This window comes from Amycolatopsis acididurans (assembly GCF_012328925.1).
In the GTDB taxonomy this organism is placed as follows: domain Bacteria; phylum Actinomycetota; class Actinomycetes; order Mycobacteriales; family Pseudonocardiaceae; genus Amycolatopsis_E; species Amycolatopsis_E acididurans.
This window is the reverse complement of sequence record NZ_JAAXLS010000003.1, coordinates 1-22096: the sequence shown is the minus strand read 5'-3', so window position 1 is coordinate 22096 and position 22096 is coordinate 1. Positions and strand designations below refer to the sequence as shown.

At 69.2% G+C, this 22096-nt stretch carries 24 protein-coding genes; 18 read left to right on the top strand and 6 right to left on the bottom strand.

Annotated elements, in window-relative coordinates; all coding sequences use genetic code 11:
* Positions 1-3 precede the first annotated feature (3 nt).
* Complete coding sequence (locus tag HFP15_RS06680) at positions 4-654, bottom strand: Rv0361 family membrane protein (protein ID WP_168512607.1); 651 nt, start codon at positions 652-654, stop codon at positions 4-6.
* A gap of 418 nt (positions 655-1072) precedes the next feature.
* On the opposite strand from HFP15_RS06680, the gene arc reads away from it, so the two are divergent.
* From arc to HFP15_RS06660, 4 genes are all read left to right on the top strand, one after another.
* Positions 1073-2884 (top strand): proteasome ATPase, encoded by a 1812-nt coding sequence (arc, locus tag HFP15_RS06675; RefSeq protein WP_168512605.1) that lies wholly within the window; start codon positions 1073-1075, stop codon positions 2882-2884.
* A gap of 99 nt (positions 2885-2983) precedes the next feature.
* The gene (locus HFP15_RS06670) at positions 2984-3328 is read left to right on the top strand and encodes a hypothetical protein (RefSeq protein ID WP_168512603.1); all 345 of its coding nucleotides are present in this window, start codon (positions 2984-2986) and stop codon (positions 3326-3328) included.
* Positions 3329-3497: 169 nt separating this feature from the next.
* Entirely contained in the window at positions 3498-4328 is an 831-nt protein-coding gene (locus tag HFP15_RS06665) for an aldo/keto reductase (RefSeq protein ID WP_246271481.1), read from the top strand.
* A 53-nt stretch (positions 4329-4381) separates the two neighbouring features.
* Positions 4382-5005, top strand: a complete 624-nt coding sequence (locus HFP15_RS06660; RefSeq protein WP_312871492.1) for a hypothetical protein — start codon at positions 4382-4384, stop codon at positions 5003-5005.
* Between the two features lie 18 nt (positions 5006-5023).
* Here HFP15_RS06660 and HFP15_RS06655 read toward each other — a convergent pair whose 3' ends face one another.
* The gene (locus tag HFP15_RS06655) at positions 5024-5539 is read right to left on the bottom strand and encodes an NUDIX hydrolase (RefSeq protein WP_168512601.1); all 516 of its coding nucleotides are present in this window, start codon (positions 5537-5539) and stop codon (positions 5024-5026) included.
* Between the two features lie 88 nt (positions 5540-5627).
* Here HFP15_RS06655 and dop point away from each other — a divergent pair, with 88 nt between their 5' ends.
* The 5 genes from dop (at position 5628) to pafA (ending at position 10648) form a co-directional block, all read left to right on the top strand.
* Entirely contained in the window at positions 5628-7130 is a 1503-nt protein-coding gene (dop, locus tag HFP15_RS06650; protein WP_168512599.1) for a depupylase/deamidase Dop, read from the top strand.
* A gap of 74 nt (positions 7131-7204) precedes the next feature.
* Positions 7205-7399 (top strand): ubiquitin-like protein Pup, encoded by a 195-nt coding sequence (locus HFP15_RS06645; protein WP_168512596.1) that lies wholly within the window; start codon positions 7205-7207, stop codon positions 7397-7399.
* Positions 7400-7479: 80 nt separating this feature from the next.
* Positions 7480-8337, top strand: a complete 858-nt coding sequence (prcB, locus tag HFP15_RS06640; RefSeq protein WP_168512594.1) for a proteasome subunit beta — start codon at positions 7480-7482, stop codon at positions 8335-8337.
* 50 nt (positions 8338-8387) lie between these two features.
* On the top strand, positions 8388-9131 hold the full coding sequence (prcA, locus tag HFP15_RS06635; protein WP_168512592.1) for a proteasome subunit alpha: 744 nt from the start codon (positions 8388-8390) through the stop codon (positions 9129-9131).
* Positions 9132-9289: 158 nt separating this feature from the next.
* Entirely contained in the window at positions 9290-10648 is a 1359-nt protein-coding gene (gene pafA, locus HFP15_RS06630; protein ID WP_168512590.1) for a Pup--protein ligase, read from the top strand.
* A gap of 51 nt (positions 10649-10699) precedes the next feature.
* Here the strand turns inward: pafA and HFP15_RS06625 are convergent, their stop codons facing one another.
* Positions 10700-12802 carry an MMPL family transporter gene (locus tag HFP15_RS06625; protein ID WP_168512588.1) on the bottom strand — a complete coding sequence of 701 codons (2103 nt, stop codon included), beginning with the start codon at positions 12800-12802 and terminating at the stop codon, positions 10700-10702.
* A 95-nt stretch (positions 12803-12897) separates the two neighbouring features.
* On the opposite strand from HFP15_RS06625, the gene HFP15_RS06620 reads away from it, so the two are divergent.
* Positions 12898-13605: a TetR/AcrR family transcriptional regulator gene (locus HFP15_RS06620; RefSeq protein WP_312871491.1), complete on the top strand. Its 708-nt coding sequence runs from the start codon at positions 12898-12900 to the stop codon at positions 13603-13605.
* Here the strand turns inward: HFP15_RS06620 and HFP15_RS06615 are convergent.
* Positions 13571-14281, bottom strand: coding sequence for an SDR family oxidoreductase (locus HFP15_RS06615; RefSeq protein ID WP_168512584.1), 711 nt, complete (start codon positions 14279-14281; stop codon positions 13571-13573). The two genes, HFP15_RS06620 and HFP15_RS06615, sit on opposite strands and share 35 nt — an antisense overlap.
* 72 nt (positions 14282-14353) lie before the next feature.
* Here HFP15_RS06615 and HFP15_RS06610 point away from each other — a divergent pair, with 72 nt between their 5' ends.
* From HFP15_RS06610 to tatC, 5 genes are read left to right on the top strand one after another with little or no spacing between them, the layout of a single operon-like run.
* Complete coding sequence (locus HFP15_RS06610) at positions 14354-15334, top strand: helix-turn-helix transcriptional regulator (protein WP_168512582.1); 981 nt, start codon at positions 14354-14356, stop codon at positions 15332-15334.
* A gap of 14 nt (positions 15335-15348) precedes the next feature.
* Positions 15349-16308 (top strand): helix-turn-helix transcriptional regulator, encoded by a 960-nt coding sequence (locus tag HFP15_RS06605; protein ID WP_168513183.1) that lies wholly within the window; start codon positions 15349-15351, stop codon positions 16306-16308.
* A 9-nt stretch (positions 16309-16317) separates the two neighbouring features.
* The gene (locus HFP15_RS06600) at positions 16318-16530 is read left to right on the top strand and encodes a bacteriophage holin (protein WP_168512580.1); all 213 of its coding nucleotides are present in this window, start codon (positions 16318-16320) and stop codon (positions 16528-16530) included.
* A gap of 30 nt (positions 16531-16560) precedes the next feature.
* Positions 16561-16869: a Sec-independent protein translocase subunit TatA gene (gene tatA, locus HFP15_RS06595; protein ID WP_168512578.1), complete on the top strand. Its 309-nt coding sequence runs from the start codon at positions 16561-16563 to the stop codon at positions 16867-16869.
* A 20-nt stretch (positions 16870-16889) separates the two neighbouring features.
* Positions 16890-17858 (top strand): twin-arginine translocase subunit TatC, encoded by a 969-nt coding sequence (gene tatC, locus HFP15_RS06590; protein WP_312871490.1) that lies wholly within the window; start codon positions 16890-16892, stop codon positions 17856-17858.
* Between the two features lie 198 nt (positions 17859-18056).
* On the opposite strand, the gene HFP15_RS06585 is transcribed toward tatC, so the two are convergent.
* Positions 18057-18416, bottom strand: coding sequence for a nuclear transport factor 2 family protein (locus HFP15_RS06585; RefSeq protein WP_168512576.1), 360 nt, complete (start codon positions 18414-18416; stop codon positions 18057-18059).
* A gap of 111 nt (positions 18417-18527) precedes the next feature.
* On the opposite strand from HFP15_RS06585, the gene HFP15_RS06580 reads away from it, so the two are divergent.
* Entirely contained in the window at positions 18528-19541 is a 1014-nt protein-coding gene (locus HFP15_RS06580) for an RNA polymerase subunit sigma-70 (RefSeq protein WP_312871489.1), read from the top strand.
* Between the two features lie 163 nt (positions 19542-19704).
* Here the strand turns inward: HFP15_RS06580 and HFP15_RS06575 are convergent, their stop codons facing one another.
* On the bottom strand, positions 19705-20475 hold the full coding sequence (locus HFP15_RS06575) for an IclR family transcriptional regulator (protein WP_168512574.1): 771 nt from the start codon (positions 20473-20475) through the stop codon (positions 19705-19707).
* A gap of 286 nt (positions 20476-20761) precedes the next feature.
* On the opposite strand from HFP15_RS06575, the gene HFP15_RS06570 reads away from it, so the two are divergent.
* Both HFP15_RS06570 and HFP15_RS06565 read left to right on the top strand, forming a co-directional pair.
* A complete protein-coding gene (locus HFP15_RS06570; protein ID WP_168512572.1) occupies positions 20762-21763 on the top strand; it encodes an ABC transporter substrate-binding protein in 1002 nt (333 codons plus the stop codon).
* A gap of 10 nt (positions 21764-21773) precedes the next feature.
* A partial coding sequence (locus HFP15_RS06565; protein ID WP_168512570.1) for a hypothetical protein occupies positions 21774-22096 on the top strand: 323 nt, incomplete at its 3' end.

Below are 22096 nucleotides of genomic sequence, written 5' to 3'. Positions count from 1 at the left end.
AGGCTATTCCTCGACGCACCACTTGCCGTTCTGCTGCTTCATCAGGATGTCGTTGCTGCGCGTCTTCCCGTTGATCGTGACGGTGACCGGCACCTTCGCGGTGGTCCCGGTGATCTGCGGGTCGCCGGTGACGCTCGCCTTCTGGTCGGTGTTGGCGGCCCACTGCTTCTGCAGATCGTCGACTTCGGACTGCTTGGGCACGGTGCAGACGAGGGCGGCGTAGCCCTTGGCGTCGCGGTTGTTGACCGTCTCGACGGCGGCCTGTGCCAGCGACTTCGGATCGGCGGTCTTGTCCGCCACGCCGCCCGAACCGCCGGTGAGCAGCAGCAACGCGGTGACGCCACCACCGACGAGCACCACGACCGCGACGACGATGCCGATGATCAGGCCGGTCTTCTTTTTCTTGGGCGGCGCGGCGCCCTCACCGCCCGGGAACTGGGCGAACGCACCGGGCTGCTGACCCCAGGGGTCCGGTTGCCCGCCCTGGTAGCCGGGCTGCTGGGCCCACGGATCGGGCTGCTGCGCCCCCGGGTAGCCGGGCTGCGGCTGGGGGCCGCTGTGCGGGAACCCGCTGGGCGGCTGCTGGCCGAAGGACCCCTGTTGCGGGTAGGGGCCGGGCTGGCCCGGCTGCTGCCCGTAGGGCGGGTAGGTCATGAGTGGCTGCCCTCTCGTCGTGAAAGATCCGAATGCCTGGTTCGACGCATCGGCGGTGGTTCCGGTTCGCCTCGTGGGCGGAGATCTTGCCACGCCAACGGAAAGCTTCTTCTTGGACACGTTTTCCGCTGGTTTGAACACGTTCCGAAGGGGAAGCCTCACATGAACGTCCTGTAAAGCCTTGGTTGGGTGGTCGTGACATGGGTGAAGGGTGCACAGCCCGAGCGGCCGCACAGAGTGGTCAAGGCTCTACCGAGAGTAGTTTTCTCACCGGTCCACCTAGCACCGTGACGGGCGCTTGCGTTACGCGTTTGTTCATGCATCCGGTGCGACGCGCCGATCCTGTGATGCGGATAGGCCTTTTCATGTCGGTGATCGCCGGTACCGTGGATGAAAAGCACTCCGAGGAGGTGCCGACATGCAACACGACCTTCCCGGAGGTCGGCATGAAGAAGCCGACCCTTCAGAGACGACTGGAGCTGGAACGACGCCGGACGAACAAGCGCGGCAGATGCGTTTCCTCGAGGAGGAAGTAGCACTGCTGCGGAGGAAGCTGACCGAATCCCCACGCCAGAACCGGGTGCTGGAGCAACGCCTCGCCGAGGCTTCCGAACGGGTTGCCCAGCTCACGGAGCGGAACAGCAAACTGGTCGAGACCTTGCGCGAGGCCCGCGGGCAGCTGCTCGCCCTTCGCGAAGAGGTGGACCGGCTCGCCCAGCCGCCCAGCGGGTACGGCGTATTCGTGCAGGCGTACGAGGACAACACCGTGGACGTGTTCACGGCGGGCCGCAAAATGCGGGTCTCCGTGTCCCCGGCGGTGGAAATCGAAACCCTGCGCCGAGGCCAGGCGTTGCGCCTCAACGAAGCGCTCACGGTGGTCGAGGGCGGCGACTTCGAGCGTACCGGTGAGGTGTGCGCGCTCCGCGAGGTGCTCGCACCCGAGGTGGAGAGCGGGCCGTCGCGCGCTCTCGTCGTCGGGCACGCCGACGAGGAACGCGTGGTGTGGCTGTCCGACCCGCTGGCCGAGCAGCCGCTGAAGGCGGGTGACTCGCTGCTGGTCGACTCCAAGGCCGGCTACGCCTACGAACGGGTCCCGAAGGCCGAGGTCGAGGACCTCGTGCTGGAAGAGGTCCCGGACGTGCGGTACGAGGACATCGGTGGCCTCTTCCGGCAGATCGAGCAGATCCGCGACGCCGTGGAGCTGCCGTTCCTGCACGCCGACCTCTACCGCGAGTACGAGCTCCGGCCGCCGAAGGGCGTGCTGCTCTACGGTCCTCCCGGTTGCGGTAAGACGCTGATCGCGAAGGCCGTGGCCAACTCGCTGGCGAAGAAGGTCGCCGAGGCCAGGGGTGGTGAGGGCGCCGCCGCGGAGGCGAAGTCCTACTTCCTCAACATCAAGGGCCCCGAGCTGCTGAACAAGTTCGTCGGCGAGACCGAGCGCAGTATCCGGCTCATCTTCCAGCGGGCACGGGAAAAGGCCTCCGACGGCACCCCCGTGATCGTGTTCTTCGACGAGATGGAGTCGATCTTCCGTACGCGTGGCAGCGGCGTGTCCTCGGACGTGGAGACCACGATCGTGCCGCAGCTGCTGTCGGAGATCGACGGTGTCGAAGGGCTGGAGAACGTCATCGTCATCGGCGCCTCCAACCGCGAGGACATGATCGACCCGGCGATCCTGCGACCGGGCCGGCTGGACGTGAAGATCAAGATCGAGCGTCCGGACGCCGAGGGTGCCAAGGACATCTTCTCGAAGTACCTGACCTCGGGTCTGCCGATCCACGCCGACGACCTCGCCGAGTTCGGCGGAGACTCCCAGGCCACGATCGACGCGATGATCCAGCACACGGTCGAGCGGATGTACGAGGAGACCGACGAGAACCGGTTCCTCGAGGTCACCTACGCCAACGGGGACAAGGAGATCCTCTACTTCCGTGACTTCAACTCGGGTGCCATGATCCAGAACATCGTGGACCGGGCGAAGAAGTCGGCGATCAAGTCGGTGCTGGAGACCAAGCAGCCCGGCCTGCGCGTGCAGCACCTGCTGGACGCGATCGTCGACGAGTTCGCGGAGAACGAGGACCTGCCGAACACGACGAACCCGGACGACTGGGCCCGGATCTCCGGCAAGAAGGGGGAGCGGATCGTCTACATCCGGACCCTCGTCACCGGTAAGAACCAGGACTCCGGCCGGGTCATCGACACGGCGACCAATACCGGTCAGTACCTGTAACAGCGATTCCCAGCGGGGCCGCCGATCCAAGCCAGGGTCGGCGGCCCCGCCGCGTGTCGGGATGCCTGCGAGCTGTATAACGCCCTATACTCCACGGCTGTGAGCGAATCCGAAGACGCGCGCCCGCGTGCACCCATCACGGCCGGGGACGTGCTGTCCTGGCTGGAGGAGACCGCGGCCGCGGTCCGGGCGGGAACGGTGAGCGCCGACGATCTGATCGCCGTGCTGGGGGAGCTGCGGCGCGCCTCGGCGGCGTGCGCGGACGCCTCCGACTGGGCGCTGCTCGCCGCGCGTGAAGAGGGAGCGAGCCTGCGGCAGATCGCGCCGGTCTTCGGCAAGGGATACGTCCGGGCGCCCGCGGCGCGGCTGGAGAAGCTGCACCGGCAGGCGCTGAACTCCGCGCAGTGGCTGGAGATCCTCCGCCAGCGCGATTCAGGTGTATAACGTCCTACACGGCGCGGCAGGATAGGGTCTCCGCGTTCGGCAGCGGTGAGAACCGCGGAGAGAGGGGGAAACCCTGCGAATCGGAGTCGGCCTGGCCGCGCTCGGGCGGCCCGCCTACATCAATCTGGGCAGGGAGAAGGAACTGCCGGCGGACCGCGACGTCGAGTCCATGCGCCGGGCGACGTACGCGGTGCTGGACGCCGCGTATCGCGCCGGGGTCCGGTGGATCGACGTCGCGCGTTCCTACGGCCGGGCGGAGGAGTTCCTCGCGGGCTGGCTCGCCGAGCGCAGCCACCCAGATCTGACGGTGTCCAGCAAGTGGGGCTACACCTACGTGGGCGCGTGGCGGATGGACGCGGCCATGCACGAGGTCAAGGAGCATTCGGCGAGCAGTTTCTCCCGGCAGTGGTCGGAAAGCCGCGCACTGCTGGGCTCGTCGATCAATCTCTACCAGGTGCACTCGCTGACCATGGACAGCCCGCTGTTCACCGACGAGCCGTTGCTGCGCGCTCTGTCCGCGCTGACCGACGACGGGGTGCGCGTCGGATTCTCCACGTCGGGTCCACGGCAGAGCGCGGTGATCCGGCGCGCGTTCGACCTGGAGATCGCGGGGCGGCCGGTGTTCACGGCGGTGCAGTCGACGTGGAACCTGCTCGAACCGTCGGCGGGCCGGGCGCTGGCCGAGGCGCATGAGGCCGGAAACCTGGTGCTGGTGAAGGAAACCCTGGCCAACGGCCGGCTCGTGGCGGAGCCGTCGGCGGTGCTCGGCCGCATCGCCGAACGGCACGGCGTCGGTCCGGACGCGGTCGCGGTGGCGGCGGTGCTGGCGCGGCCGTGGGCGGACACGGTGCTCGTGGGTCCCTCGAGCACCGCGCAGCTGGCCGCGAACCTGGCCGCCACGAAGATCAGCCTGGCCGAGGGCGAGTTGCGTGCGCTGGCGACTTTGGCCCAGCCGCCGGGTGAGTACTGGGGTCGGCGATCCTCTCTGCATTGGCGGTAAGCGTTTCCGCTAGTGTCGGCGGCCACTGCCGGAACACGAAGGGGAGCCACAGGGTGCGTCACGGGCGGGAACTGGTCCTGGCCGCGGTTCTGCTGACCGGACTAGCCGGTTGCGCCGACCGTCCCAACGATCTGGAGACCTACTACGACCCGCCGGTCGGCTCGCCCGCGTCGACCACGCCGCCGGCCGCGGCGCCCGGCGTCACCGGTACCGGCGTGAACCCGGCGGCGAGCGCGCAGAACGCCGTCGCCGCCGAGGTCAGCGCCGCGGTGCTGACGAAGGACGATCTGGCGCGCGAAGGCGTGAAGCCCGCGAACACACCGGCGGAGAACGGCGACTGTTTCAACGCCGTGCCCTCGGGCGACCCGCGTGGCGCGAGCTGGACCTACTCGAGCGGCTCGTCGCTGATGCAGCAGGTGACGGGCTACCTCGACCGCCCGGCGAGCGACGTGCTCGGCGCGGTGCGCTGCGACGGGCAGAAGCTGGCCGTCGCGCTGCCGAGCCCCGCGGACGCCGCGCAAGGCTGGTGCCAGGGGACGACGTGCACGGTCCTGCTCGCGGGTGGGCACGTGCTCTCGGGCCTGCAGGTCACGGCGAGCAGCACCGCCCGCGCCGCGGACGCCGTGAAAAGCCTGGTCCCGCTGGCCGCGAAGAAGCTTCCGGCCACCAGCAGCTAGCCCGCCTGCCCATGAATCTCACCCGAACCGGCGAAACCACTTCTGGATACCGAGCCGCCCGTCCGGAATGAGCGGGCTGTCCGGATCGTCGGCCCACTCGCGCAGCTCGGCCAGCGGCATCCAGCGGCCGTCGACGATCTCCTCCGGCTGATGCCGGACCGGGCCGTCCCAGCGGGCCTCGAAGGCGAAGTTGTGGCAGCGGATCGGGGGCCGGTCGAACACGTGCGTGAACAGCGGGGTCAGCGGCGCGGACTCGATGCCCAGTTCCTCGCCGAGCTCGCGCGCGGCGCATTCGGCCGGTGTCTCCCCGGCCGCGACGACACCGCCCGCCCAGCAGTCGTACAGCCCGGGGAACACGTCCTTGTCCGGCGAGCGCCGGTGCAGGTAAGCGCTTTCACCGTCCACCGAGCGCACCAGCACGACCCCGGCGGCATGCCACAGACCCTGCGCACGCATCGTGGCCCGCGTGGCACTCGCCGTGACCGATCCGGCCGCGTCGTAGATGGCGACGAGTTCATCCGCGCTCGACTGCATAGGCGCAGACTAAGACGGCTGGGTGGTTTACCCGCTCGCAACCCGTGGGCCACTGAACGACGCCCGCGTCGACCCGTAGGCTTGGGACATGCGGCGGATCATGGGAACCGAGGTCGAGTACGGCATCGCGGTGCCGGGCGACGCGACGGCGAACCCGGTACTGACCTCGACACAGGTGGTGCTGGCCTACGCGGCGGCGGCCGACATTCCGCGGGCGCGCCGGGCGAGGTGGGACTACGAGGTGGAATCCCCGCTGCGTGACGCGCGCGGGTTCGACCTGGCAGGCCCCGGCGGGCCCGGGCACGACCCGGACGTCGAGGACCTCGGCGCGGCCAACGTCATCCTCACCAACGGGGCCCGGCTCTACGTCGACCACGCCCACCCCGAGTACTCCGCGCCCGAGGTCACCAACGCGCGCGACGCGGTGATCTGGGACAAGGCGGGGGAGCGGGTCATGGAGCAGGCCGCGCTCAAGGCGGCCACCGTGCCCGGCCAGCCACAGTTGCAGCTGTACAAGAACAACGTGGACGGCAAGGGCGCCAGCTACGGCACGCACGAGAACTACCTGATGTCGCGCGCGACCCCGTTCACGTCGGTGATCGGCGGGCTCACCCCGTTCTTCGTGTCGCGGCAGGTCATGACCGGCTCCGGCCGCGTCGGCCTGGGCGCGCAGGGCGAGGAGGCCGGTTTCCAGCTGTCCCAGCGCTCGGACTACATCGAGGTCGAGGTCGGGCTGGAGACCACGCTCAAGCGCGGCATCATCAACACCCGCGACGAACCGCACGCCGACGCGGACAAGTACCGGCGGCTGCACGTCATCATCGGCGACGCGAACCTCGCCGAGTACTCCACGTTCCTCAAGCTCGGCACCACCGCGCTGGTGCTGGACATGATCGAGGCCGGTCAGCGGTTCGACCACCTCAAGCTCGACGAGCCGGTCCGTGCCGTGCACCAGATCAGCCACGACCCGACGCTCAAGACCAAGGTCGGGGTGGCCGGCGGCAAGTCCTACACCGGGCTGGATCTGCAGTTCGCTTATCACGAACTGGCGTCCGCGCACATCGACCGCGAGGGCGGCGACGAACAGTCCAAGGAGGTGCTGCGCGTCTGGGGCGAGATCCTGGACGCGCTGGCCCGCGACCCCGCCGAATGCGCCGACCGGCTCGACTGGCCCGCGAAGCTGCGGCTGCTGGAGGGCTACCGCCAGCGCGACAACCTCGGCTGGGCGGCGCCCCGGCTGCACCTTGTCGACCTGCAGTACTCCGATGTCCGGCTGGACAAGGGCCTGTACAACCGGCTGGTGACGCGCGGTTCGATGAAGCGCCTGGTCAGCGAGGAGGAGGTCCAGGACGCGATCACGAACCCGCCGCTGGACACCAGGGCCTATTTCCGTGGCCGCACGCTGGAGAAGTACGCCACCTCCATCGCGGCCGCGTCGTGGGACTCGGTGATTTTCGACGTCGGCAAGGAATCCCTGGTGCGTATTCCCACGTTGGAGCCGTTGCGGGGCACGCAGGCCCACGTCGGCAAGCTGCTGGACGAGTCGGCGACGGCGGAGGAACTCGTCGAAGCGCTCACCGGCAGCGACTAACCGTATCCCGCGTGATACCCCCGATTGTCGTGGTCACTGGGTAGGCTAGAAGCAACAGCTCACCGGGAGGCGAGATGGCTCAGGAAAAGATCGAAAAGCACGGCGGCGGCGACTCCGACGAGGAAATCGAGGGCGGCGCGCCGGCAGGTCAGGAACGCCGGGAGAAGCTCGGCGAGGATGTCGACACGATCCTGGACGAGATCGACGACGTGCTGGAGGAAAACGCCGAGGACTTCGTGCGTGCCTACGTGCAAAAGGGTGGCGAGTAGCGCGCACCGCATGAGCCACTAGGCTTCAGCACCACCGTTCCAGCCCCACCCACCTGCGTTGATGGGAATCACGAGCACGCATGGAAAACACTTCGGGCATCTCGGGTTCTGCGCTGCCCGCGGCCTACTTCTCGAGCACGTCGTCCTCGTTCACCGAGTTCCTGAAGGCGCAGGCGCCTGACCTGCTCCCGTGGCACCGGCAGCAGGCGACCTTCACACGCGAGGTGGATGCCCCGCACGGCACCACGATCGTGGCCGTCACCTTCGCCGGTGGCGTCCTGATCGCCGGTGACCGGCGGGCCACCTCGGGCAACATGATCGCGTCCCGCGACATCGACAAGATCATGGTCGCCGACGAGTACTCGGCGGTCGGCATCGCCGGTACCGCGGGTATCGGCGTCGAGATGGCGAAGCTGTACTCGGTCGAACTGGCGCACTACGAGAAGATCGAGGGCGTGGCGCTGTCGCTGGACGGCAAGACGAACAAGCTGGCCAACATGGTCAAGGGCAACCTCGAGGCGGCGATGGCCGGGCTCGTGGCGCTGCCGCTGTTCGTCGGCTACGACACCGAGGCCGAGGACCCGAAGCGCGCCGGGCGGATCGTGTCGTTCGACGTGGCGGGCGGCCGCTACGAGGAAAACGCGGGCTACCACTCGATCGGGTCGGGCTCGGTGTTCGCGAAGACCTCGCTGAAGAAGTCCTACGATCCCGACGCCGACGAGGAAGCGGCGATCCGCGCGGCCGTCGAGGCGATCTACGACGCGGCCGACGAGGACACGGCGTCGGCGGGGCCGGACATGATCCGCCGGATCTTCCCGTCCATCGCGACGATCACCGCCGAGCGCGGTGCCGAGCGGCTGCCGGACGACCAGGCCGCGGCCGTCGCCGAAGCGGTCGTGCGCGACCGCGCCGAGCGGGCCGCACAGGGCCGCAGCTGAGAAGTTCTGCCACCAGATAAGTCTCACCGAGTACTTTTGGAGTCCACACCGTGACGATGCCGCTGTACGCCTCCCCCGAGCAGTTGATGCGCGAGCGCTCGGAACTCGCTCGCAAGGGCATCGCGCGCGGGCGCAGTGTGGTCGTGCTCAAGTACCGCAACGGGGTGCTGTTCGTCGCCGAGAACCCCTCGACCACGCTGCACAAGTTCTCCGAGATCTACGACCGGATCGGTTTCGCCGCGGTGGGCCGGTACAGCGAGTTCGAGAACCTGCGGGTGGCCGGTATCCGGCACGCCGACCTCAAGGGCTACCAGTACGACCGGCGGGACGTCAGCGCGCGAGCGCTGGCCAACGCCTACGCGGCCACCCTCGGCAGCATCTTCACCGAACAGCTCAAGCCGTACGAGGTGGAGATCTGCGTCGCCGAGGTGGGCGCCAGCTCCGCCGAGGACCAGCTGTTCCGCCTCACCTACGACGGCTCGATCTTCGACGAGCCGCAGTTCGTGGTGATGGGTGGCCAGACCGAGCCGATCGTGACCAAGCTCAAGGAGGGTTTCGAGGACGATTTCGACCTCGAGCACGCCCTGCCGATGGCCGTGCAGGCGCTGCGCTCGACGTCGCCGAACAACGGCGACTCCGAGCCGGTGAAACTCGAGGTCGCGGTGCTGGACCGGACGCGTCCCCGGCGTGCCTTCCGCCGGATCACCGGTACGGCGCTGGACGCATTGCTGCCCGCCGCCGAGGAGCCGGCCGCGACGGAGGAGTCCGCCGAGGGCAGCGACGGCAACAGCTAGTTCCCGGCTTCACGTCAGGGCCCGTCCTACCTGGACAGCGGAAAGTGCCAGGTGGGGCGGGCCTTTGCCGTGTCGTTCCCGAACCGGGACCAAGATCGCGGCGTGTCGCCGCCCGAACGGCGCACATGTCGGCGGCCAAAAGCGCCTAGCATTGAGTGATGCAGCGGCGGATTTTTGGCATCGAGACGGAGTTCGGCGTCACCTGCACGTTTCACGGGCAGCGCCGGCTTTCTCCCGATGAGGTGGCCAGGTACCTGTTCCGGCGGGTGGTGTCGTGGGGACGCTCGTCGAACGTGTTCCTGTCCAACGGGTCCAGGTTGTACCTGGACGTGGGCTCTCACCCCGAGTACGCGACCGCGGAGTGCGACGACCTGATCCAGTTGGTCACGCACGACAAGGCCGGCGAGCGGATTCTCGAGGATCTGCTGGTCGACGCCGAGCGGAGACTGGCCGACGAGGGCATCGGCGGCGACATCTTCCTGTTCAAGAACAACACCGACTCGGCGGGCAACTCCTATGGCTGCCACGAGAACTACCTCGTCACCCGCGCGGGTGAGTTCTCGCGGATCGCCGATGTGCTGCTGCCGTTCCTGGTGACCCGCCAGCTGATCTGCGGCGCGGGCAAGGTCCTGCAGACGCCGCGCGGCGCGGTGTACTGCCTGTCGCAGCGCGCCGAGCACATCTGGGAAGGTGTGTCGAGCGCCACAACTCGCTCGCGCCCGATCATCAACACGCGCGACGAGCCGCACGCGGACGCGGAGCGGTACCGGCGCCTGCACGTGATCGTCGGCGACTCGAACATGGCGGAGCCGACGACGCTGCTCAAGGTCGGCACCGCGAACCTGGTGCTGGAGATGATCGAGCAGGGCGTGCAGTTCCGGGACTTCACCCTGGACAACCCGATCCGCGCGATCCGGGAGATCAGCCACGACCTGACCGGCCGCCGTCCGGTGCGGCTCGCGGGCGGGCGCGAGGCCTCGGCACTGGACATCCAGCGCGAGTACTACGGGCGCGCCGTGCAGCACGTGAAGGCCAACGACTCGGGGCCGACGGCGCAGCGGGTGATCGAGCTGTGGGGCCGTGCGCTGGACGCGGTCGAGCAGCAGGACTTCAGCAAGATCGACACCGAGATCGACTGGGCGATCAAGCACCGGCTCGTGGAGCGGTACCGCTCGCGGCACAACCTGGACCTGTCCAGCCCGCGGGTGGCGCAGCTGGATCTGGCCTACCACGACATCCGGCGCGGGCGCGGTTTGTTCGATCTGTTGCAGCGCAAGGGTTTGATCAGGCGCATCACCGACGACGGCGATATCGAGGCCGCGAAGGACACCCCGCCGCAGACGACCAGGGCCAAGCTGCGTGGCGACTTCATCGCCGCGGCGCAGGCGGCGGGCCGGGACTTCACGGTCGACTGGGTGCACCTGAAGCTGAACGACCAGGCGCAGCGCACCGTGCTGTGCAAGGACCCGTTCCGCGCGGTGGACGAGCGGGTGGACCGGCTGATCAGCTCTTTGTAACCAGGCGAGACCCCCTCACGACGACAGTCGCGAGGGGGTCTTCGGCTGCCTTCAGACGGGCAGTTTCTCCGTGGTCTCCACCGCCGTTTCGCTGATTCCGTAGCGCGCGTGCAGGCGCCGCAGCGGCGCCGGCGACCACCAGGCGTACCGGCCCAGCGCGCGCATGCCGGCCGGGAGCAGAATGCCGCGCACGAGAGTGGCGTCCATCAGCACGGCGAGTCCGGTGCCGAGGCCGAACATCTGGATGAAGCTGACGCCGCTGGTGCCGAACGCGAACAGGCTGATCGCGAGCAGCACCGCGGCCGCCGACACGATGCGCCCGGAGTGCGACAGGCCGTCGATCACGGCCTCCCGCGGCGTCGCGCCGCGGTCGCGGGCCTCCTTGACGCGGCTGATCACGAACACCTCGTAGTCCATCGACAGCCCGAACGCGATGCAGAACAACAACATCAGCATGCTCGTGTCCAGCGGCAGCGGGGTGAAGCCCAGTGCGGAGGACAGGAAACCGTCCTGGAAGACCAGGGTCATCACGCCGAGCGTCGCGGACAGGCTGACCAGGTTGAACAGCAGGGCCCGCACCGGTTGCAGCACACTGCCGGTGAACAGGAACAGCAGGACGAACGTGGTCACGGCGATCATCCCGCCCGCCCAGGGCAGCCGGGCGGCGATGGTGTGCTTGCTGTCCACGAGTGTCGCGGCGTCGCCGCCGACCTTCACATCGGAGGGGCCGGGCAGCGCGCGGATCCGCAGGACGAGATTCTGCGCGTCGGCCGAGCGGGAATCGGCGGCCGTGACCACCGTCAGGCCTACCGCGTCCGGTGCGGCGGTGGTGGACACGCGCGTGACGCCGGGCAGTTCGGACAGGCGCTGTGCGTACGCGGTCATGTCGGGCCGTCCGGGCGCGACGATCTGGATCGCGCGGCTGTCGTTCTGCGGGAAGTGGGCCCGCAGTTCGTCGCCGACGACGCGGCTGGACGCGGTCGTGGGCAGCACACGTTCGTCCGGGGTGCCGAACGTGACGTTGAACAGCGGAACCGCGGCGAGCACCACCACGGCGAGTACCGGCAGCGCCGTCACGAGGGGCCGTCGCAGCACGGTGCGGGCGGTGCGGGCCCAGAACGGCGAGACCGTGGTGAGGCCGCGGCGCCACGGCCGGCGTCCGGCGTTGACGCGTGGGCCGAGGACCATCAGCAGTGCGGGCAGCACGACGACCGCGCTGATCATGGCGATCACGATGACGCCGATGCCCGCGTAGGCGAACGAGCGCAGGAAGTAGAGCGGGAACATCAGCAGCGCGGCCAGCGCGACGGCGACCGTGGCGGCGCTGAACGCGATCGTGCGGCCCGCCGTGGCGACCGTGCGGATCACCGCCTGCTTCGTGCCGGTGCCGGCGGCGAGTTCCTCGCGGAACCGGTTGACGGTCAGCAGCGCGTAGTCGATGCCGAGCCCGAGGCCGAGCGCGGTGGTCAGGTTGATGGCGAACACGGACACGTCGGTGAGCGACCCGAGGACCGACAGTTCCGCGAACGTGCCGAGCACCGCGATGCCGCCGACCACGAGGGGCAGCAGCGCGGCCACGAGGCTGCCGAACACGACGAACAGCAGGATCGCGATCAACGGCACCGCGATCGACTCCGCCAGCATGAGATCGGCGCTGACCTGGTGGTTGATGTCGGTGTTGACGACGGCGCGGCCGCCGGGGGAGACGGTGATGGGGCCCTGCCCGCCCTGGTAGCGGTCGATGAGGTTCTTGACCGCGTCCTGGCTGGTGGCGTGCGCGGCGATCAGCGCGGAGCGGCCGTCGTCGGCCTTGAGCGCGGGCAGGCCGGTCTGCCAGTAGGACGCGACCTGGGAGAGGTCGTGGTCGGAGGCGACGCGCGCGCTCAGCGCGGTCGCGGCGGCGCGGACGGCCGGATCGTCCACGGTGCCCTGGTCGGCCCTGACGAGCAACAGGAAGTCGGGTGAACCGCCGAAGTTCCGGTCGATGAGGGTTTGTGCCTGGCTGGATTCGGCGCCGGGGTCGGTGAATCCTTGCGACTGGAGTTTGCCGAAGGCGGTCATGCCGAGCGCGCCCGCGCCGATCATGAGCACGAGTGCGACGGTGAGGACCGCTCGCGCGTGGGTGGCGGCGAACCGCCCGATACGAACGAACATGAGATCCCCTGTCGAAGTTGGCGACTGTTAACTTGGTGGGTGTTAACTTGCCTCGCAATGTGTACGGGTGTCAACATCAACCTGTGGGTTCCTCAGTGTCCGTTCGATCCGGTTACCACCACGGCGACCTCCGCAACGCGCTCAGCCGCGCGGCCGCCGACCTGGCCAGGGAGGGCGGCCCGGGTGCGGTCACCGTGCGCGCCGCGGCTCGCGCGGTGGGCGTCACCCCGACCGCCGCGTACCGGCATTTCGCCGGGCACGAGGAGCTGCTCGACGCCGCCAAGGAGCAGGCGATGGCGCGCATGGCGGCGGTGATGGACGCGGAGCTGGCGCGCAGTCCGGACCAGGGCGATCCGGTGCGCAGGGGGCTGCGGCACCTGGCCGCGGTCGGGCTCGGTTACCTGAACTTCGCCGTCGCCGAGCCGGGCCTGTTCCGCACCTGCTTCGTCGGCGGTATGCCTGCCGGCTCCACGGTCCATCCCGTGTGGACCTCGGAGCCGTTCGTGCGGGCCATCGCGGTGCTGGACGAGCTCGCCGAGGCCGGTTACCTGCCCGCCGAGCGCAGGCCGATGGCCGAGCTGGCGATCTGGTCCTCGGTGCACGGTCTCGCGATGCTGCTCAACGAAGGGCCGATGCGCCATGCGGGCCCGGAGATCCAGCGGCAGGCCATCGAGCGCACGTTCGAGGTCATCGCGGTCGGGCTCGGCGGCAGTCCGCTGACCGGTGAGCTGCGTGCCGACCTGCTGGAGATGATCCGGCGGTCCGGCCTCAGCGCTCCGGATCCTGGCCCGTCGGCCGGATGACGATCTCGTTGACGTCCACCGACGGCGGCTGTCCGAGCGCATAGAGCACGGCGCGGGCGATGTCGTCCGGCGCCAGCTTCGGTTTGGCCCGCTGCTGCTCGGTGATCAGCTCGGTGTCCACGATTCCGGGCTGGATCACGGTGACGCGCACCCCGGTGCCGACGGCCTCGGCGCGGATCGAGCCCGCCATCGCGGTCACGGCCCATTTCGTCGCCGAGTACAGGCCCGCCGGCGCCGGCCGGATGTGGCGGCCGGCGACGGAGCCGGTCAGCAGCAGGTGGCCGCGCGTGCGGGCGAGTGCGGGCAGCACGGCGCGGGCCGTGATCGCGGCGCCGTAGACGTTGGTGAGCACCATGTCGCGCCACTGCGCGGGGTCGGTGCCGCCGTTGCCGAAGAACGACACGCCCAGCATCTGCCCCGCGTTCGCGAATGCCGCGTCGAGCCGTCCGAAATGGGCCTCGGCCCGGTGCGCGGCGGCGGAGATCCGGCTCCAGTCCGCCACGTCCGCGCCGAACGCCTTCGCGACGTCGCCGCCGAGTTCGTCCACCAGCGGCGCGAGCCGGGCCGGATCACGGCCGACGAGTGCGAGGCGGTAGCCCTCGGCGGCGGCGTGACGAGCCGTCGCGGCACCGAGTCCCCGCGATGCTCCGGTAATAAGTAGTACCCGATCGGTCATGGGTTCGAAATTTACGGCGTGTAATAGCGGGACCTGAGCACCGACGCGCGGGTCGCGAGCTAGGGTGGTCGGGTGTCCACCGCCCGCGCCGAGCGACTGGTCAACCTGGTGCTCGCACTTCTTTCGACCCGGCAGTATCTGACCGCTGACCGGATTCGCGGGATAGTGCCCGGCTACGCCGACGCGTCCAGCGACGACGCGTTCTCGCGCATGTTCGAGCGCGACAAAACGGAGCTGCGGGAGCTGGGTATTCCGCTGGAGATCGGCCGGAACTCGGTGTTCGACACGGCCGATGGCTACCGCATCGCGCGCCGCGACTACGAGCTGGGGGAGATCGAGCTGGCGCCGGACGAGGCCGCGGCCGTCGGGCTCGCGGTGCGGTTGTGGGACTCGCCGGAGCTGACGGGGCAGGCGCAGGGCGCGCTGGTGAAGCTGCGGGCCGCCGGGGTCGAGGTGGACCACAACGCGGCACCCGTCGTGGAGTCGCGGGTGCGCACCGAGCCCGCCTTCTCGCCGCTGCTGGCCGCCGTGCAGGCGCGCCGGCCCGTCCGTTTCGACTACCGCCGCGCGGGTTCCGCGGACCGGCTGACCCGCACCCTGGAGCCGTGGGGTGTGGTGTCCTGGCGCGCCCGCTGGTACGTCGTCGGTCACGACCGCGACCGTGGCGCGACGCGTTGTTTCCGGCTGTCGCGGATCAGTGGCGAGGTCCGGCCCGCGGGCCGCCCCGGCGAGGTCGAGCGGCCGGACAACGTGAACCTGCTGGAATTCGTGGCGGGCAGCAGCAAGTCGGAGAACTCGCCGGTCGCCACGGCGCGGCTGTGGCTGGCTGACGGCCGTGCCGCCGGTATCCGGCGCCGCGCACGGCTGACCGGACGGCTGACCGTGGACGGCGTCGAGGGTGACCTGGCCGAGATCGAGCTGTACTACCCGGAAAGTGCGGCGGACTGGATCGCCGGGCACGGTCCCGACGCGCTCGTGCTGGAGCCCGAGGTGCTCGCGAAATCGGTGGCCGAACGCCTCACCGCCGTGGCTCGGCAGGAGGCGAGGAAGTGAGTTCCACGGACCGGATGCCGCGGCTGCTGGCCCTCGTGCCGTATCTGCTCGCGCGGCCCGGCATCAGGATCGACGAGGCGGCCCGCGATTTCGACGTCACCCCCAAGCAGTTGCGGCGCGATCTGGAACTGCTGTGGATGTGCGGCCTGCCCGGCTACGGCCCCGGTGACCTGATCGACCTCTCCTTCGAGGGCGACACGGTCACGGTCACGTTCGACGCCGGCATGAACCGGCCGCTGCGGCTGACCGGTGGCGAGGCGACGGCGTTGCTGGTGGCGCTGCGCGCGCTGGCCGAGACACCCGGTCTCCTGGACACCGACGCGGTGCGGCGGGCCATCGCCAAGATCGAGTCCGCGGCCGGGCAGGCCCAGCCGTCCGGCGTGGTGGTCGGGCTGCCCGTCCGCGAGGGTGCGGCGACCGCACGCACCCGCAGCGTCGTGCAGCAGGCCCTGCAGGCCCGTCGCGCGCTGCACATTCGCTACTACACCGCGTCACGGGACGAGATCACCGAGCGCACCGTGGACCCGATGCGGCTGCTCATCGTGCAGGCGGTGGGCTATCTGGAGGCGTGGTGCCGGCGTGCCGAGGGCGTCCGGCTGTTCCGGCTGGACCGCATCGACGACGTCCGGGTGCTCGACGAACCGGCCGCACCGCCGCCCACAGCGCGTCCCACCGACATCACCGACGGGGTCTTCTCGCCGACCCCCGACCAGGAGGTCGCCGAGCTGGTACTCGATCCGGACGCGCGCTGGGTGGCCGAGTACTACCCGTGCGAGGACGAGACCGAGCTCGACGGCGGGCGGCTGCGGGTGCGGATGCGCTACAGCGACGAGTCGTGGATGACCAGGCTGGTACTCAGTCTCGGCGGGGACGCACGGGTGGAACGGCCCGCGCAGCTGGCGGACGCCGTTCGCCGGCGGGCTGCCGACGCACTGGCCAGGGCTCGTCACCTTCCGTCAACCTTGGGCCAGTAGGGTGACGCTGTGTCGTACCTGCCCAGCATCCTGCTCGCCGTCGTCGCGCTGCTGCTGCTCGCGGCGCTGGCGTTTCGTGTCGCCGGGGGCTTGCGCCGCTTCCGGTCGACCCTGAGCATGGTCATGACTAGTACGAACGACCGGACGGGTCTCCTGCGAGCCCGTGTGGCCGGTGTGCGGGTCGCGCTGGCTCAGCGTCGCCGCGTGCCGGAAAATCAGTAGCATTGGCATGAAACAGATAGGAGGCCACAAATGCTGAACGGGTTGCAGCCGTGGCATGTGATCATCGTCCTGGTGGCTTTGGTTCTGCTGTTCGGTGCCAAGCGGCTCCCTGAGGCCGCCCGGTCCGTGGGCAAGTCCATGAAGATCTTCCGCGCCGAGACCAAATCGATGCGGGACGACGAGGACGAGCCTGCGGAGGAGCCCGAGAAGCGTCAGCTTCCCTCGGCCACCGCGGAGCCGAAGGGCACTGAGGCGCAGGTGGCCGACCTGCAGCGGCAGCTGGACGAGCTGAAGAAGCAGCAGTCGGCCGCTGACCAGGCCCAGAAGCACGCCAGCTGACCGGACGGGACTCGGACACCGTGGCGGACCCCGCCCCCAGCCGCCGGGACCGGCGGCGTAAGCGCAGCCGTCGGCACAACCCCGACGGCACCATGACGCTGATCGAGCACATCTACGAGTTCCGCCGCCGCCTCGGCTGGGCGCTGATCGCCCTGGTGTGCGGCGGGATCTTCGGCTTCATCTGGTTCCAGACGAAGCTGGGGCCGGTGGAGTCGCTCGGGCAGTTGCTGAACGCGCCCTACTGCGGTATCCCGTCGCAGCGCCTGCTGCCGGGCACGATCGCGCCGGACGGCACCTGCAGGCTGCTGCAGACCACACCGTTCGAAGGCATCATGATCCAGCTGAAGGTCGGTGTCGCCGCGGGCGCGGTGCTGACCTCGCCGTTCTGGCTGTATCAGCTGTGGGCGTTCATCGCGCCCGGCCTCTACTCCAAGGAACGCAAGTACGCGCTGACGTTCGTCGGGTTCGCGAGCGTGCTGTTCGCCGCCGGCGCGGTGCTGGCCTACCTGCTGGTGCCGCACGCGTTCGCGGTGCTGATGAACTTCGGTGGCGAGTTCTTCACCACGGCGCTCACCGCGGACAAGTACATCTCGTTCGTACTGTCGCTGCTGGTGATCTTCGGCGTGAGCTTCGAGCTGCCGCTGCTCGTGGTCATGCTCAACCTCGCCGGCGTGGTCAAATACGCGCAGCTGAAGAAGTGGCGGCGGGGGATCATCTTCCTGTTGTTCGTCTTCGCGGCGTTCGCGACGCCGGGCTCGGACCCGTTCTCCATGATCGGCCTCGCCGGCGCGCTGACGGTCCTGTTCGAGGTCGCGATCCAGATCGCGCGCGTGCACGACAAGCGCAAGGAACGGCAGAGCCGCGAGTCGGAGTGGGCGAACCTCTCCGACGACGAGGCGGCCCCGTTCGACTACACCCCGAGCACGGCGCTCGAGGACGAGCCGACCACCCCGGTCACCAAGTCCACGAGCACCGACGACATCACCTGAAGACCTGGGATTTGAGGTAAGCCTCGCGTGGCGGAGGCGCAGTGCTCTGATGCACTGCGCCTCCGTTGCGATCCGTCTTCGGGTGAGCAAGTCGCGGGTTTCATCGTTCGGACGCAAGGGAGAGCGCGCGCCGGACGGGCACACCTGCCGGGCCGGCTCGACGCCTCGGCGGATTTCCTGCTGTGCGCTGCATCCACCTCATGGCGCGGTCCTCGCCGCGTCGAAGGGGGCCCGGTCGAAGATGATCCGGAGGTGGGTGATCTTCCCGTTCTGCACGGTGAGGCACTCGGCGGCGGGGGCGCTGGCGACCGGAAGTGTTTCGGTGTCATACATCAGCAGCGCGATCCGGTCGTCGCCGAAGGAGGCGATCAGGTCCGAGCGGGTGAGGATTCGCGTGAACGGGCCCATGAAGCCGCGGAAGGCCTCCGCGCCTTCGAGTCGCCCGGCCGGTGCCTCGCAGACGATGTCCTCGGCGACGTAGGTCATCGCCCGCTCGAAGTCGTGGCCGGTCCAGGCCCGGTGGTAGGCAAGGGCGATGTCCACTGCGGAGCCGGTCATGGCGATTCCCTTTCGTCGTGGTCCTGCTGTCTGTTCAGACACCGGGGACGCGCCGGAGGGAACGGTCTCGGCCGGAATTTCGTGTCGGTGGGTTGTGCCAGGATACGAATCGTGACCGTACTGGACCGTGCCCGAGCGGGGGACGAGCAGGCGTTTCGCGAGCTCACCGATCCGTTTCGCGGCGAGCTGCACCTGCACTGCTACCGCTTGCTCGGTTCGGTCGCCGATGCCGAGGACCTGACGCAGGAGACGCTGCTCGCCGCCTGGCGGGGTCTGGACGGCTTCCAGGGCCGGTCGTCACTGCGGTCGTGGCTGTATCGCATCGCGACCAACCGGTGCCTCAACGCGCTGCGCGACGCCGGCCGCCGCCGGCCCGCGGAGCCGGTTGCCCCGTTCGACCCGCCCGAGCCCACCGTCCGCGGCGAGGTGAGGTGGTTGCAGCCCTACCCGGACAGGCTGCTGGCGGAGATCGCGGACGAGGCACCCGGGCCCGAAGCCCGGTACCACACCAAGGAAGCGGTCGAGCTCGCCTTCGTCACCGGTCTGCAACTGATGCCGCCGCGGCAGGCCGCCACACTCGTGCTGCGGGACGTGCTCGGCTACCCGGTCGCGGAAGTCGCCGACATGCTGGGCACCACCGCGACCGCGGTCAAGGGGATGCTGCAACGTGCCCGTGCGGCACTGGAGGCGAACCGCCCGCGAACCGTGTCCCGCGGCCCCCGCGAGGAGCACGAGCTCACCCGGCGCTTCGCGGACGCCTTCACCGCCGGGGACGTCGACACCGTCGTCGCACTGCTCACCGACGACGCGTGGCTGGCCATGCCGCCGGCGCCACACGAGTACCACGGGCCCGCCGCGATCGCGGCCTTCCTCCACGCCAGCACCACCTGGCGCGGGCCACGCCCCCTGCGGCTGGTGCCCGTCCGAGCGAACACGCAGCCCGCGTTCGCCTGCTATCTCGCCGAAGCCGGGCAGCCGGCCGCCCACTGGGCCGGGATGCTCGTGCTCGGCCTCGAAGGTGACCGCATCCGCGCGATCACCCGCTTCCTCGACGAGAACCTGCCCCGGCACCTGGGGCTGCCCGCCACGACACCGGCGGCGCCTGGCGGTTCGCGCTCGACCTGACCGCAGCTGACCCTCTTCCAGCCCGGCGGCGGAAAGAGCCGCCCGGCTGCGCCACCGTCTACATCGGACACCGCGACCACCACGACAGGACCCGAGATCTGTGTTCGTTCAGCTTCGCCGTCAGCTCACAGCGGTGCACAGCGGTGCACGGCGGCGCTCGCTACTAGTGAACGGATGCGGCCACGAGGCGGAGGATTTCGTCTCGGCTGCGCTCCAGTCCGGCGAGGATGCGGGCTTCGATGTCCGGGTCGAGCCGCGCGACCGGGGCCGAGCAGCTGATCGCGTGTGGCGGTAGCGAGGGAATGCTGAGGGCGACGGCGAAACACCGTAGTCCCGCTGCCGTTTCCTCGTTGTCGATGGCATATCCGCGTTGCGCGGTCTCCGCCAGCTGCGCGGCCAGCTCCGCGGGTGAGCGGACGGACTTCGCCGTCGGCGTGGCGAATTCGTCGGGCAGGTGGGCGGTGCGCTCGGCAGCCGGGCAGGTCGCCAGCATCGCTTTTCCCAGCGCGGTGATCTGCGCGGGGAGGCGGCGACCCGGCTGGAACCGAACGCCGAGAGCGTGCGGGGAGAACCGCGATGCGAGGTAGAGGGTGTCGGTACCGTCGAGGGTCGCAAGGTGGACGGTCTCGCCGAGTTCGTCGCGCAAGCGCGCGAGTACGCCGACGGCCACCTCGACGAGATCGGTGTCGTCGAGGTGGATCGAGCCGAGGAGCCGCGCGACCGGTCCCAGTGTGTACGCACCATCCTGCTGTGCCGCCCATTGCGCCCGCACCATCGTGTTGAGCAGGGCGTGCAGGCTGCTCCGCGGGATCGCCAGCTCGCGCTGCAGTTGACCCAGGGGCACCGGCTGCCGCGCGCGCGCCAGAACCTCCAGGAGCTGCAGCACCCGCTCCGCAGACTTGACCTGGGTCGCGCCTTGCCGTGGCTCGCTCAACTCGGTCCCTCCAGATACCACAGATACCGCCACCAGCAGTGCCTGCCCGCTTGACACCCGACGAGAGCCACTATAGTGTTCGTCCACATACATGGATAAGTCCATATTTCTGGACAAGCCCTTCCCGAGGATCCGGTGACCCGCCGCACGCCGGTCACGATGTTCTCCAGCGTGAGTTGCGCCTCCCGGGCTTCGTGGCCTTGGGCAACCGGGAGTCGGCAGTCAACGAACCCCGCTCCGGTGGGGGTACTTCGCGCGCCGCCCCTGTCGCTAGCTAGGAGAACTCATGCACAGCCTCCTGCGAAGGTCCGTTCTCGGCGGCGTTCTCGTGTTCGCAGTCGTGCTGGCGACCGCATGTGGTGCCGGTGGCGGAGGCCCGTCAGGGCCCTCGTCGGGCGCTACCCGCCTCGGCTTTCAGGCCACCACGTGGGGCGCGCCCGCGATCGTCGCCGACCGTGCCGGCAGCTGGAAGGATGCCGGCGCCAACGTCACGACGCGGCCGCTCTCCTCGGGTGCCGAGGTGCGCGATGCGATCCTCGGCGGCTCGCTGGACGCGGGATCCCTCGGTGTGACTCCCTACATCGTCGGTGCCGCCAAGGGCCAGGTCGTCGCCGTGGCCGTGGCCGCCTACGCGGGTGACACCCTGGCCGTGGTCACCGGCAAGGACTCCGCCATCCACAGCGTGGCCGATCTTCGCGGCAAGAAGATCGCGTCCCAGCTGGGGTCCGACACCAACGAGACGTTCGTCGACCAGATCGCCCCGGCCGCGGGGCTGAGCAAGTCCGACTTCCAGTTGGTCAACATGAAGTTCCAGGACATGTACTCGGCGCTGCAGACCGGACAGGTCGACGCGTTCGCCGGAGTCGACCCGACCGTGACGCTCGCCGTGCAAAAGGGCACGGGCCGGATTCTCACGACCTACGCGAAGTACGACCCGACGCCGCTCTACCTGTGTTTCACCAAGAGCTACATCGATCGGAACCGCGATGAGGTGCAGAAGGTCGTCAACGGCTGGGTCGCGGGAGCGAAGGTGTTCAACTCGGATCCGCAACGGGCCCTCAACGAGGTCAAGGGCTTCTTCGACAGCAGGGGAAGCCCGATCGACACCGCCGTGCTGCAGCAGGCGCTGTCGAACCTGCATGTCACGCCCGACTTCGGACCGGACACCCAGGCCTACCTCAACCAGCAAGCCGACGCGCTGGTCAAGGCCAGGAACATCACGGCCAAGCCGGACTGGAGCAAGGCGATCGACACAAGCTTCCTGAAGAAGGCCGAGTCCGGGCAGTAGGTGACCACCGATGAGCCAGGCCGTATCGCGGAGCGAGCTTCCCGACTATCTCGCGCTACCCACCCCGAAACGCACGGGCCGCGTCCTGCACGCGTTGCGGCGCACGGTGCTGCCGTTCGTGCTCATCCTCGGGGGCTGGGAGCTCTTCGTCCACTTCTCCCAGGTCAATCCCGAATTGTTCCCGTCGGTCGAGACGACGGCGGCCAGGGTCTGTCAAACGAGCGGTGTAACTCGGGTTGAAGGGGAACTACTTGCGTCCGGCGGCCAGACGGCCGTCGAAGGCGATCTCGAACGCGTTCAGCGCGGGTTTCCACCGCATCGTCCAGCGTTTCC